This window comes from Rhodococcus zopfii NBRC 100606 = JCM 9919 (assembly GCF_001895025.1).
GTDB lineage: Bacteria > Actinomycetota > Actinomycetes > Mycobacteriales > Mycobacteriaceae > Rhodococcus > Rhodococcus zopfii.
The window spans coordinates 207,283-220,221 of sequence record NZ_BCXI01000007.1 but is presented as its reverse complement, the minus strand read 5'-3'; the positions used below and the strand labels follow the sequence as shown (position 1 = coordinate 220,221).

Annotated in this window: 11 protein-coding genes; 5 read left to right on the top strand and 6 right to left on the bottom strand. The window is 69.7% G+C overall.

The genetic code is table 11. The annotated features are described in order from the left end of the window. Positions 1–84: 84 nt before the first annotated feature. The gene (locus RZ1_RS04930) at positions 85–1,335 is read right to left on the bottom strand and encodes a cutinase family protein (protein ID WP_072809786.1); all 1,251 of its coding nucleotides are present in this window, start codon (positions 1,333–1,335) and stop codon (positions 85–87) included. A gap of 229 nt (positions 1,336–1,564) precedes the next feature. On the opposite strand from RZ1_RS04930, the gene RZ1_RS04925 reads away from it, so the two are divergent. Next, positions 1,565–2,236, top strand: coding sequence for a heme-binding beta-barrel domain-containing protein (locus tag RZ1_RS04925; RefSeq protein ID WP_072809718.1), 672 nt, complete (start codon positions 1,565–1,567; stop codon positions 2,234–2,236). 319 nt (positions 2,237–2,555) lie between these two features. Here the strand turns inward: RZ1_RS04925 and cydC are convergent, their stop codons facing one another. From cydC to RZ1_RS04900, 5 genes are all read right to left on the bottom strand, one after another. Next, complete coding sequence (cydC, locus tag RZ1_RS04920) at positions 2,556–4,202, bottom strand: thiol reductant ABC exporter subunit CydC (protein WP_072809716.1); 1,647 nt, start codon at positions 4,200–4,202, stop codon at positions 2,556–2,558. A 155-nt stretch (positions 4,203–4,357) separates the two neighbouring features. Further along, positions 4,358–6,037, bottom strand: a complete 1,680-nt coding sequence (cydD, locus tag RZ1_RS04915; protein ID WP_072809784.1) for a thiol reductant ABC exporter subunit CydD — start codon at positions 6,035–6,037, stop codon at positions 4,358–4,360. Between the two features lie 26 nt (positions 6,038–6,063). Then, positions 6,064–7,107 (bottom strand): cytochrome d ubiquinol oxidase subunit II, encoded by a 1,044-nt coding sequence (gene cydB, locus RZ1_RS04910; RefSeq protein ID WP_072809715.1) that lies wholly within the window; start codon positions 7,105–7,107, stop codon positions 6,064–6,066. A gap of 12 nt (positions 7,108–7,119) precedes the next feature. After that, positions 7,120–8,610 carry a cytochrome ubiquinol oxidase subunit I gene (locus RZ1_RS04905; RefSeq protein WP_072809713.1) on the bottom strand — a complete coding sequence of 497 codons (1,491 nt, stop codon included), beginning with the start codon at positions 8,608–8,610 and terminating at the stop codon, positions 7,120–7,122. 226 nt (positions 8,611–8,836) lie between these two features. Continuing rightward, complete coding sequence (locus RZ1_RS04900; protein WP_072809711.1) at positions 8,837–9,691, bottom strand: aminodeoxychorismate lyase; 855 nt, start codon at positions 9,689–9,691, stop codon at positions 8,837–8,839. A 55-nt stretch (positions 9,692–9,746) separates the two neighbouring features. Here RZ1_RS04900 and ygfZ point away from each other — a divergent pair, with 55 nt between their 5' ends. The 4 genes from ygfZ (at position 9,747) to RZ1_RS04880 (ending at position 12,883) form a co-directional block, all read left to right on the top strand. Beyond that, positions 9,747–10,877, top strand: coding sequence for a CAF17-like 4Fe-4S cluster assembly/insertion protein YgfZ (gene ygfZ, locus RZ1_RS04895; RefSeq protein WP_072809709.1), 1,131 nt, complete (start codon positions 9,747–9,749; stop codon positions 10,875–10,877). After that, a complete protein-coding gene (locus RZ1_RS04890) occupies positions 10,874–11,545 on the top strand; it encodes an MOSC domain-containing protein (protein ID WP_072809707.1) in 672 nt (223 codons plus the stop codon). The genes ygfZ and RZ1_RS04890 overlap by 4 nt, the downstream gene beginning before the upstream one ends. Further along, positions 11,542–12,498 carry an asparaginase gene (locus RZ1_RS04885; protein ID WP_072809706.1) on the top strand — a complete coding sequence of 319 codons (957 nt, stop codon included), beginning with the start codon at positions 11,542–11,544 and terminating at the stop codon, positions 12,496–12,498. Before RZ1_RS04890 ends, RZ1_RS04885 begins: the two co-directional genes overlap by 4 nt. A gap of 193 nt (positions 12,499–12,691) precedes the next feature. Next, entirely contained in the window at positions 12,692–12,883 is a 192-nt protein-coding gene (locus RZ1_RS04880) for a DUF3073 domain-containing protein (RefSeq protein WP_068165323.1), read from the top strand. Positions 12,884–12,939: the final 56 nt, after the last annotated feature.

Below are 12,939 nucleotides of genomic sequence, written 5' to 3'. Positions count from 1 at the left end.
GAGTGACGACGTGATCGTCGCCAAGTGACGGCAACGCCCGGAGGCCCTGTCCCGCAACGGAACAGGGCCTCCGGCGTGTCGGGATCACTTCCCGGCGGGAGCGCCGTCACGCTCGGCACGCGCGAGCGCGCTGATCCAGTCGACGATCTTCTCGCTCTCCCAGTACCACGGATCGTGCGGATTGTTGTTCCAGTACGCGATGTGCTGAATGAACGCGAGGAAGATGTACGGCTTCAGCACGAGTTCGACCACGCCGCTGTTGTCCTCGACGAAACCGGCACCCTCGGCGCGCAGTTTCTCCAGCACGACGGGTGTTCCGGGACCGCCGGTCATCCCAGGGCCCACAGCCCAGTCGAGGATCTCCCGGAGCCGGTCGGGACCGAGGTCCTCGTCGGGCACCGGACGTGTCTTGTCCGCGACCGCGCGCAGGACGTCGAGCAGCGATTCGTCGGACTGCCACCAGTCGTCGTCGGAGACGATGTGCGCGGCCGCGCGCGCCGCCATGATGGAAATCACCCGCTCGGCGTCGGTGATCGTCTGGAGGGGGTTCGCCAGGGTGAATCGCATCTGGCCGAGGACACCGAGCGCCAGTTCCAGGATCGCGATGTCCTCGGGGGCGTCACACGCGATGTCGTAGGGACGGCAGGCGTGCTGGACGCGGTCGGCGAGGGCACCGTAGTCAGCGGGTTCGGACGACATGAAGCCGCCACCGGACGGGCCGGGGGCACCGAGCGAATCGACCCCGGCGGGCCGGTAGGGATCGCCGATGAGGACGACACCGGCGATGTCGTCGGGGCTGACGTGGGCATCGGCCGGACGGTGCCCGAGTTCCCGGGTGACGCGCTCGACGACTTCCCCGCCGACGCTGTAGCCGACGAGCACGAATCGCGTGCGGTCCCCGCAGCGGGTCTTCTGTTCGTCGAGGATGCGGTTCGTCGAGGCGACCCCCGCCGCCACCGAGTCCTGGTAGGTGGGCACGTCCCGGAACAGGCCGAGGCCGTAGGTGGACGGATAGGGCACGTACATCCATCCCACCGAACCGGGATCTCCGCTGTTGGCCTCGCCCGCGGGGACGGTCACGTTGCCGACCCAGTTCGACCACAACCGGCGAGTTTCCTCCTCGACAGGATTCCGGTCCGCACTCGAATCGGTGGCCCCCGAAACTGCGACGATCAGCAGGTCCGGGCAGTCGAGCGCCCCGTTGTCGGGATGGACGACCGGCCCCGAGCCGGGCAGGCTCGATCCGCTGCCCGGCGCCGCCGCAGCACCCGGCGCGAACACGGACAGAGCAGCGAGCGCCGCTGCGGCGAGAACTGAAGTGCGAAACGGGCGCACGCGACCTCCGAAATATGTGATGTCCGGCCGGAGCTGCCGGATCGGAAGAACCATATTCGCCGCACTCGTCGGCCGCGCGCGCTGATGCCGACCGCCGATTTTCGCCGCCCGCGGGTGCGGTCTAAGATGTGCCCGTGGTCATTTTCTTCGAGGTCCTGCTCGTCCTTGCAGCGCTGCTCATCACGTGGTTCACGCTGTACACCATCTACCGTCTGGTCACCGACGAGTCGTGACGACCGAACCCGGTGACAACCCCGGTGTCGTTCGCGGCAGCGGGGACAAGGCCGTCGCCGACGCCGTCGAGCGCGCCAAGGCGACCGCGGACCGGAACGTTCCGGTCCTGCCGGGGTTGCCCCTGCCCGACGACACCGCCAACCTGCGGCTCGGGCCGGATCTGCATCCCGCGTTGCTCGCGCTGCTGCCCATGGTCGGTGTGTGGCGCGGCGAGGGTGAGGGTAACGATCCCAAGACCGGCGATTATCACTTCGGCCAGCAGATCGTCGTTTCGCACGACGGCGGCGACTATCTCGTGTGGGAGTCGCGGTCCTGGAGGCTCGACGAGGACGGCGAGTACACCGCTCCGGATCGTCGCGAGAGCGGCTTCTGGCGGGTCGCCGGCCAGGACGTCGTCGGCAGCGAGGATCCCGAAACACTCGAGCTGCTGATCAGCCACAGTTCCGGTGTCGTCGAGCTCTACTACGGAACGGCCCTGACCCAGTCGTCGTGGGAGATCGCGACGGACGTGGTGATCCGCAGTCAGTCCGGTGAGGTCGTCGGCGGCGCCAAGCGCCTCTACGGCATCATCGAAGGCGGCGATCTCGCGTACGTCGAGGAACGCGTCACCGCGGACGGCGATCTGAAGCCGCACCTGTCGGCGCGACTGTCGCGTCATATCGGCTGACGCGTCATATCGGCTGAACGCCGGTCATATCCGGCTGAACGCCGTGGGCTCACCTGCCGTAAGCCCGCCCGTCCGTAGACGGAGAGCGGCCCCCGAGCCGTACCGGCGAGGGCGGACGCATCCACTCCCTCACGGGTCCCGGCCGGACTGACCGGGGACTCGGGGGCCGGGTGACTACCTGGGATTCGCCAGCCGCGCGCGCGGTCGGTGAATACCGTCGTCGGCGACAGCGGCTAGCCGGCAGCCACCTCACGTGTCCGACTTTCACTCATTGTCCAGACCACCTCCTTCCTCGCGTACGGACGAAGGTACGCCGGGCTCAGCGGGCCGGCAACGGATTATTCTCGGCGACCTCGACGACCCGATCCGCGGCCGTGCCGGCGGGCAGCTGATGGGTGACGACGACGACCGTGCGGTCCGCGGCGACCAGCCCGGCGTCCCGATCCAGCAGCAGACGCTGCAGGTGCGCGCCGTCGTCGGCATCGAGATGCTCGGTCGGTTCGTCGAGCAGCAGCACCTGCGCCGGTGACAGCAGTGCCCGGGCCAGCAGGAGCCGTCGGCGCTGACCACCCGACAGCGCGCGGGCACCGCCCGCGAGGGTCGTGTCGAGCCCTTCCGGCAGACCGGACACCCACTCCCCCAGCCCCACGGCGTCGAGCGCGGCCGTCGCGTCGGTCTCGTCGACGTCGCCGCGCGCCACGCGCAGGTTCTCGAGCACCGACGTCTCGAAGATGTGGGCGTCCTCGGCGAAGAACCCGACGTGACGCGGCAGTTGGGTCCGGTCGAGCTCGTCGAGCGCAACGCCGTCGAGGGTCACGGTCCCCGCGGCCGCGGGCAGCAGACCGGCGAGAGTCATGACCGTGCTGGTCTTGCCGCTGCCGCTGGCCCCCACGATCGCGACGCGCGCGCCGGGTGGCAGGTCCAGGTCGAGGGCGGACGACGCGCGACCGCCCGGCCATCCGCTGCGCAGCCCGGTGGCGCGCAGGTGTCCGGGACCGTCGACCGGAGTTGCTCCGTGCGGGACGGGCCGGTCGGCACGGTCGAGCAGGTCGGTGATCCGACCGGCCGCGATCCGGGCGCGGGTCAGTGTCAGCGCCGCGGCGGGCAACGCCCCGGCCGCTTCGAATGCGGCGAGCGGCAGCAGCACGAGAATGCCCAGCGACATCGGGCTCATCGTCGGATCGGACGCGAAGGCGGTGATGCCGACGAGCAGTGATCCGAGCACGGCGGCACCGACCGCGAGCGGTGTCGCGGCCTCGGCGAACGCGGCGGGCGCCGCGGCCCGATCGGTCGCGGCGATCACCGTGTCGTTCTCCGCGTCGGCCCGGCCGACCGTGGCGTCGAGCCGGCCCGCGACCCTCAGTTCGGCGGCGTGGTCGAGGACGGTGACGGCGTCCTGCGCGAACCGGGCGCGGGCGTCCGCCCCGTCGGCCTCCGCGCGGGCGGCGGCTCGCGCGGACAGCCACGGGGCAAGCACCCCCGCGACCAGCAGCGCGACCGCGAGGATCGCCGCTGTGGGAGGGGAGATCAGGGCGAGCGCGACGACGGCGGCGGCGGACAGCACGATCGCGACGGCGATGGGCACGAGTGCGCGCACCACCACGTCGCCGAGCGCGTCGACGTCGGCCCCGGTGCGGGCGAGCAGGTCACCGCGACGTAGGCCGGCGGATGCGGCGGGGTCGCCCCCGGCGAGCCGCCGGTAGAGCCCGGCGCGGGCGGCGGTGGTGCCGCGCAGCCCGACGTCGTGGGTGGCCAGGCGTTCGCAGTATCGGAACAGGCCTCGCGAAATGCCGAGGGCGCGCACGGCCACGACCGCGACCGTGAGGTCGAGGACCGGGGGCATCTGCCAGGCGCGGATGATGAGCCAGGCCGAGAGCCCCGACAGCAGCAGCGCGGCACCGAGGGTCGCGACTCCGGCTGCGACGGCGACGAGAACGCGGCGGGGTTCGAGTTCGAGCAGGGTCATGGCGCGGCGCAGATCGCTCGTGCGCCGGGCGCGTGGGCCACCCCCCCTTTTTCTGAGCGAATGTATCGTTCCCTCGGTTGAAGGAGACGAACGGTACATTCGCTCCGAAACTCCGAGCCGATCGCCTCCGGCGCGAGGACCTCGGCGTTGTTCGGTCATCGTGCGGTCACCTCGACGACGGTATCGGCGGCGGCCAGCAGGGTGGGCCGGTGCGCGACGATCACGACGGTCGCTCCGCGGTCCGCGCGTTCGCGCAGTGCGGCCAGGACGGTCGCTTCGGTCGCGGTGTCGAGGTGCGCGGTCGGTTCGTCGAGCAGCAGCACCGGGCGGGGGGACGCGAGGGTGCGGGTCAACGCGAGACGCTGCCGCTGGCCGAGCGACAGGCCGGTTCCACCGGCCCCGACCTCCGTGCTCCATCCGTGCGGGAGTTCGTCCAGCACCTCGTCGAAACCTGTTGCGGAGCAAGTACTTACAAGATCCGGTGCGGCGGCGTCCACTCCGGTGAGCGCGAGATTGTCGGCGAGGGTCCCGGGCAGCAGGACCGGCCGCTGTGGCAGCCACGCGACCTGCGACCACCAGGCGTCGGTGCCGCGCACCCCGTCGGTGCCGATGAGGACGCGCCCGGTCGAGGGTTCGGCGAGGCCGAGGATCGCGAGCAGCGCGGTGGACTTGCCGGCGCCGTTCGCGCCGGTCAGCACGGTGATCGCGCCGGGACGGCACACCGCGTCGAGGTCGTGCGGGGCGAAGCCGTCGCGACCGGCGACGGACACGCCGTCGAGCACCAGATCGCGGCCGCGGGCGTCGATCGTGCCGGCGTCCGCCTGCGCCGCCGTGGCCGGATGTGCGGTGTCGAGGATCGCGAAAGCCCTTTCCGCCGCAGCCATTCCATCCTCGGCTGCGTGGAATTTGGCGCCGACGGTACGCAGCGGCAGATACGCCTCGGGTGCGAGGATCAACGCGACGACCCCGGCCTCGAGGGGCATCCCGCCGACGACAAGACGCAGGCCGATGCCGACGGCCACGAGCGCCACCGACAGGGTCGCGAGGAACTCGAGCACCGACCCGGACAGGAACGCGACCCGCAGCGCCGACATGGTGGCGCGGCGATGGTCGTCCCCGAGTTCGCGTACGCGGCCCGCAGGTCCCTTCTCGCGCCCGAGTGCGCGCAGGGTCGGCAGGCCCGCGAGCAGGTCCAACAGTTGCGCGGACAGGGTGGTCATCGTGCGCAGGGTGCGGTCGGCACGGCCCTTGGTGAGCAGGCCGATGAGGATCATGAACACCGGGATCAGCGGCAGTGTCACGGCGACGATGATCGCCGAGGTGAGGTCCTGGGTCGCGATGGCGACGAGCACGATCGGGGTGGACACGACCGCGAGCAGTAGTGCCGGCACGTAGCCGGTGAGGTATTCGGTCAGGCCGCCGAGTCCGCGGGTGAGCACCGTGGCGATCTCGTCGCGGCGCGGGTCCAGGTCGCGGGGCGGCGCCGCCGCGGCCGCCGCGAGCACCTCGTGTTCGAGCTCGGCGACGACGCGGCTCGCGGAACGGTGCGCGTAGCGGCTGCGTACCCAGGACGTGGTGACGCGCACCGTGATCGCCGCGGCGAGCACGACCAGGTCGGTGCGCCAGTCCCCGAGAGCGCGGGCGTCGGTGGTGATGACCCCGGCCAGGATCCGGCCGATCATCAACGCGGACACCACGATCGCCGCGACATCGACCAGCGCGGCAACGACGGACAGGACGAGATATCCGCGCACGGACGCCGAGTACCGCCACAGCCGCGGATCGATCGGGCGACGGCGCCCCCGCGCCCCGCCGGATTCCGTGGAATCGAGCAAGCGCGCGGGGGTGACGTCGGGAACGGTCACGACCGCTCCGCTCCGACCGTCAGCCCGATCGAGTTCGGGATGTGGTGGGTCGAGATGCGCTGGCGGAAGACCCAGTACGTCCATCCCTGGTAGATCAGGACCACGGGGGTCACGATCGCGGCGGCCCATGTCATGACCTTCAGGGTGTACGGGCTCGACGACGCGTTCTCGATCGTCAACGACCATGCGTCGTTCAGCGTCGACGGCATGACGTTCGGGAAGAGCGATCCGAACAGGAGCACGATCGTCGCGGCGATCGCCACGGTGGTGAACACAAACGCCCAGCCCTCCCGTTCGAGCCGGGTCAGCGCGACGACCGCGACGAGCGCGACCGCAGCGACTGCGACGAGGATCGCCGTCCAGCCCTTGCCGTAGGCCAGCTGTGTCCACAGCACGAACACGCCCGCGACGACGACCGTCGGGATCGACAGGCGATGGGCGAGTTTCACCGCGTCGGCGCGGACCTCGTCACCGGTCTTGAGCGCGAGGAACACCGCGCCGTGCAACGCGAACACGAGTGCCGTGGTGGCCCCGCCGAGCAGGGCGTACGGGTTGAGCAGTGCGAAGAACCCACCGACGTACTGCTTGTCCTCGTCGATCGCGACGCCGCGGACGATGTTGGCGAACGCCACACCCCACAGGACGGCGGGCACCCAGGAACCGACCATGATCCCGAGGTCCCAGCGGCGGCGCCACGTCGGGTCGTCGATCTTGCCGCGGTACTCGATCGCGCAGACCCGGACGATGAGGGCGAGCAGGATCAGCAGCAGCGGCAGGTAGAACCCGGAGAACAGCGTCGCGTACCACTCGGGGAACGCCGCGAACAACGCGCCGCCGGCGGTGAGCAACCACACCTCGTTGCCGTCCCACACCGGCCCGATCGTGTTGAGCAGCACCCGACGCCGGGTGTCGGCGACTGCGTCCTTGCCTCGCCCGAGCACCGGCATGAGCATGCCGACACCGAAGTCGAAGCCCTCGAGCACGAAGTACCCGGTGAACAGCACCGCGATGAGAACGAACCAGAGTTCTTGAAGTCCCATGATCGTGCTCTCCTAGTACGCGAAGGACAGTTGTTTGGGCCGGCCGTCGTCGGGCTCGTCGTGCCCGGGCGGATGCACGTCGTGCGGCAACGGTCCTTCGATCGTGTAACGACGGATCAGCCAGAACCACACCACGCCGAGCGCGGCGTACACGAGGGTGAAGGCGACCAGGGAGGCGATCACCGTGGCGGGCGCGTGGTCGGAGACGCCCTGGTCGACGGTCAGCCGGATCATGTCGACGCCGGTCGGGTTGGGGTGGACGACCCAGGGCTGGCGGCCCATCTCGGTGAAGATCCAGCCGGCGCTGTTGGCCAGGAACGGGGTCGGGATCGCGGCGATACTGAGCCATCCGAACCACTTCTGGTCGGGCAGGCGGCCGCCGCGGGTGACCCACAGTCCGGCCAGCGCCAGGGCCAGCGAGCCCACGCCGAGGCCGATCATGGCGCGGAACGACCAGTACGTCACGAACAGGTTGGGCCGGTAGTTTCCGGGGCCGAACTGCTCCTCGTACTGAAGCTGCAGATCCTGCACACCCTGGAGTTCGACGCCGGTGAACTGGCCCTCGGCGAGGTACGGCAGGACGAAGGGGACCTCGATGAGGTGAGTCACGCCCTCGCAGTCGTTGTGCGTGCCGATGGTCAGGATCGAGAAGTTCGGGTCGACCTGGGTGTCGCACAACGATTCCGCGGAGGCCATCTTCATCGGCTGCTGCTGGAACATGAGCTTGGCCTGGACATCGCCGGTGAAGATCACCGCAACCCCGGCGATCATCATCACGAGCAGGCCCAGACGGGTGCCGGGCCGGAACATGGTGCGAGCTTCGCCTTCGAGGCGCTCGGCCTCGGCGACATCCGTCGCCTGCTTCGCACGCCGCATGTTGCGAACCATCCACCAGCCACCGATGCCGGCGACGAAGGTACCCGCGGTGAGGAAGGCACCGGCGACGGTGTGCGGGAACGCGGCCAGGGCGGTGTTGTTGGTCAGCAGGGTCCAGATGCTGGTGAGCTCGGCGCGCCCGGTGTCCGGGTTGTAGATCGCGCCGACGGGGTGCTGCATGAACGAGTTCGCGGCGATGATGAAGAACGCCGACGCGTTCACACCGATCGCGACCAGCCAGATCGTCGCGAGGTGAAGCAGTTTCGGCAACCGGCTCCATCCGAAGATCCACAGGCCGAGGAACGTGGATTCGAGGAAGAATGCGACGAGGCCCTCGAGGGCCAGCGGCGCACCGAAGACGTCACCGACGAATCGGGAGTACTCGCTCCAGTTCATGCCGAACTGGAATTCCTGCACGATGCCGGTGGCGACACCGAGCGCGAAGTTGATCAGGAACAGCTTCCCGAAGAACTTCGTCAGCCGATACCAGTGGTCCTTCTTCGTGACCACCCACATCGTCTGCATGATCGCGATCATCGGCGCCAGGCCGATGGTCAGCGGGACGAGGATGAAGTGATAGACGGTAGTAATGCCGAACTGCCACCGGGACAGGTCCAACACATCCATGGCAACTCCGTGGTGACGCCCAGGAACAGTCGCCGAATCCGGGCTGTGGGCGCGCACCCGAATTCTGTGCACAACGTATCGACCGCGCAACGTGCACGAGGCCGAATCCGGTGTTACTACCGAATGTAGTAGCAAATGGGGTGCAGATACGAACGCGGTGTTCACAAACACAGTCGGTGCCGCGCGACTGCCAGCTCACCCCGCGGGTCTGCGCAGGCCTCTGCACCTAGTCGACCGTGTCGACCGCCAGATCGACCAGCTCCTCGACCTCGCCGACCAAGGCCCTCCGATCGAGCGGATGCCCGTCGAGAGTGTGCACCCGCACCGCGAGCGCAACACTCGACACCAGCCACACTCCGTCCGCGACGACGAGATCGGCCGGGCGCAACGTCTCGTACCGGGCCGTGAAGTCGTGCTGATCCGCGACCTCGAACAGCGCCTGCTGCGTGGTGCCGGGCAGAATCCCCTGCGCCGGAGGCGGTGTCAGCAATGTCCGGCCCCGCGCGATCACAACTGTCGAACGCGGGCCCTCGAGTACGCACCCCTCGCTGCTGACGAAGATCACGTCGTCGGCGCCGAGCGACTCCGCGTGTCGCAACGCGGCCATGTTCGTCGCATACGACAGCGTCTTCGCGCCGAGAAGCTGCCACGGCGCCTTCGACGCCAGATCCACCGAAAATCCACGCTCGAGGCTCACCACCGACACGCCGTCGCGTCGCGCCGCGCCGACACGCTCCGCGACCGGGGTCACCAACAGGAACGCGGTCGGATCACCACCGGTCTCGCGACCCCGCGTGTACACCAGCCGCAGCGCACCCTCGCGGTCCTTGCCCCATTGTTCGACGGCCAGCTCGATCGCCAGCCGCCACTCGTCGCGATCCGGTTCGGGCAGGCCCGCGGCCTCCGCGGACGCGGCCATGCGGGCCAGGTGCAGCTCGACGGTCCGTGCCCGCCCCTCCCGCACCAGCAACGTCTCGAAGACGCCGTCCCCGCGCAACACCCCGAAATCGTCGGCATGGAGCAGCGGCGCATCCGCGTCCCGCACCTCGCCGTCCAGCGTCACCAGCACCCGATCAGCCATGAGGCCCAGCCTATCCATTGGTGGTGCACGACCCGGTTCCCCATAGACTGGTGTCGTGGCCGAGTTTCCGATCGTGACCGAAAGCCCACTCCTCGCGCTCCCCGACGCTGTCGCCGCGCCCCCCGGCACACCCGACGCGGGACTTCCCTGGCATCACGGCGATCCTCTCGGTGAACAACGCGCCGCCACGCTCGGTGTCGCGGTGATCGACCGGTCGACGCGGTTCGTCATCGCGATCTCCGGGGAGGAACGACTCTCGTGGCTGCACACGATCTCGAGCCAGCATGTCGCGGCGCTGCCCGACGGCACCTCGGCCGAGAACCTGAGTCTGGACGCCAACGGCCGCATCGAACACCACTTCGTACAGACCGACCTGGACGGCGTCACCTGGATCGACACCGAACCCGGGCGCGGTCCGGATCTGCTCGCGTTCCTCACCAAGATGGTCTTCTGGGCCAAGGCCGAACCGCGCGACGGAAACGAACTGGCGGTGCTGAGCCTGCTCGGACCGCAGTCCGGCGACCCGCGCGTCCTCGCCGCCCTCGACCTCGAGGCGCTGCCGGATCGGCCGTACGCCGCGGTCGCGCTCCCCGGGGGCGGTTTCGTACGGCGCATGCCGTGGCCGACCGACCACTCGTACGACCTGCTGGTGCCTCGGGAACGGCTCGTCGAAGTGTTCGGGGCGCTCACCGCCGCCGGTGCCCGCGCCGCCGGCACGTGGGCGTTCGAGGCCCTGCGCGTCGAGGCCGTGCGCCCGCGCATCGGGCTCGACACCGACGAGCGCACCATCCCGCACGAGGCACGCTGGGTCGGCGCCCCCGACCGGTTCGGTGCCGTGCATCTCGACAAGGGCTGCTATCGCGGCCAGGAGACGGTCGCTCGGGTGGAGAACCTCGGCAAGCCGCCACGACACCTGGTGCTGCTGCACCTCGACGGTTCCGCCGACGGCCGTCCCGAACCCGGCGATCCGGTGACCGCGGACGGCCGGACCGTAGGCCGCCTGGGCACCGTCGTCGACCACCACGAACTCGGCCCCATCGCGCTCGCCCTGGTCAAACGCACCGTTCCTGCCGGAACGGCCTTGGTCGCCGGTCCCTGCGCCGCGGCGATCGACGCCGACTCGGTTCCGGACGACACCGGCGTCCAGGCGGGCCGTCTGGCCGTCGAACGGCTGCGCGGGCGGTGAACGCAGCAGATATCCGGCTCGGCCGGGTAGACGCGGTCTGCGTGGTGCACTCGATCCGGGACAGCGGCACGCGCCGCGTCCCGGTCACCGGTATCGACAAGCGTCCGGTGGCCGAGCCGGTGCACGTGGGCACACTCGGACTCACCGGCGACCGGCAGTGCGACACCGAGCACCACGGGGGCCGGTTCAAGGCCGTGTACGCCTACGACGAGGACGAGGCGCAGCGCTGGGCGTCCGAACTCGGCCGCGACCTGCCCGTCGGCTGGTTCGGCGAGAACCTGCGGTCGAGCGGGATCCCGACGAGCGACGCGGTGATCGGCGAACGGTGGCGGGTCGGCACCGGCGGTCTGCTGCTCGAGGTGACCGGACCGCGCACCCCGTGCGCCACGTTCGGGGTGTGGGCGGCCGAGCCCCGCTGGGTCGCGCGGTTCACCCGGCGCGGCGACACCGGCGCATATCTGAAGGTCGTCACCGAGGGCCCGGTCGCCGCGGGCGACACGATCGAAGTGGTGTCGGTTCCCGAGCACGGGGTCACCGTGCGGGATATGTTCACCGGGCGCGACCCGGAGCGGCTCGCGGTGATGCTCGAGCAGCAGGACGACCTGTCGCCCCGGATCATCGAGAAGGCTCGTAACCGGATCGCCCGACAGGTGCAGGGGGTCACGTGAGCGTCGAACTGGTGGAGGTCGTGCGGTCCGGGTTCCGCGAATGCGTGCACCGCGGCTCCCTGATCGTTCTCGACCCGCACGGCGAGGTGCTGATCTCGCTCGGTGAGGTCCACACGCCGATCTATCCGCGGTCGTCGAACAAACCGTTGCAGGCGACGGCGCTGCTGCGGCAGGGCTTCGTCCCGCGCACCACGGCCGAGCTGGCCATCGCAACCGCGTCGCACGAGGGCGAATCCGAGCACGTCGAGCTCGTCGAGGACCTGCTCGACGAGTACGGCTTCGACGAGACCGATCTGCAGTGCCCGCCGGATCTGCCGGGCAACGAACTGGCCCGCGCCGAGGTCCTTGCGTCCGGGCGGCCGCCGCGGACGGTGTACATGAACTGCTCCGGCAAGCACGCCGCGATGCTGGCCGCGTGCGCCGCGAGCGACTGGGATCCGCGCAGCTACCTCGACCCGGCACATCCGCTGCAAGAGGCCGTCGTCGACACCGTCCTGGACCTGGCAGGCGATGTCGAGGACACCGAGCTCGGTATCGACGGCTGCGGTCTGCCCATCGTGCCGCTGCCGTTGTTCAATCTGGCGACCGCGTACGCGCGGCTCGTCACCGCCGCTCCCGATACCCCGGAGCGGGCGGTCGCCGACGCGCTGCGCGCCCACCCGTTCCTGATCTCCGGGACCGGCAAGGACGACGTCCGGCTGATGACCGCGGTACCGGGCTTGATGTGCAAGGCCGGGGCCGACGGCATCCACGCCGGCGCCCTGCCGGACGGCACCGCGTTCGCGTTCAAGATCGATGACGGTCACGAACGTGCCCGGTTGCCGCTGACCGCGGCGCTGCTGCACCGGCTCGGCGGCGGCTGGTCGGAGGAACTCGCGACCCTCGCATCGCCACCGGTGCTCGGCGGAGGCATGCGGGTCGGCACGGTTCGCGCGATCCCGGGAGTGTTCTGAGCCGCCATTCTTCGACGAGCACCCACCATCGGCCCAGGTCGTGCCCGGATGAGACGCAACGGACACGGTCCCGGAAGGGTGTGTGGAGGCGGAACGAAGTTTTCCACGCTAGAGTGGACCGCAGGAAAATACTCACATCACCGGGGCCGCCAAATTCCCCAGGCCGCCCCGTCAAAGCGCGAGGGGGTTAGCCATGGGCCGCGGCCGGGCTAAGGCAAAGCAGACCAAGGTTGCACGGCAACTCAAGTACAGCTCGCCGTCCACCGACTTCGAGAGCCTCCAGCGAGAGTTGTCTGGTGGTGAACCCATCTCGCACCGGGACGAAGTCTTCGCAGACCAACGCTCCGGTTGGGACGACGACTCGGACGACGACTGGCGTCGCTGACCCAGAGTAATCCCACGCGCGGATTGGGGGAGCCGGCAACACCGGCTCCCCTTACT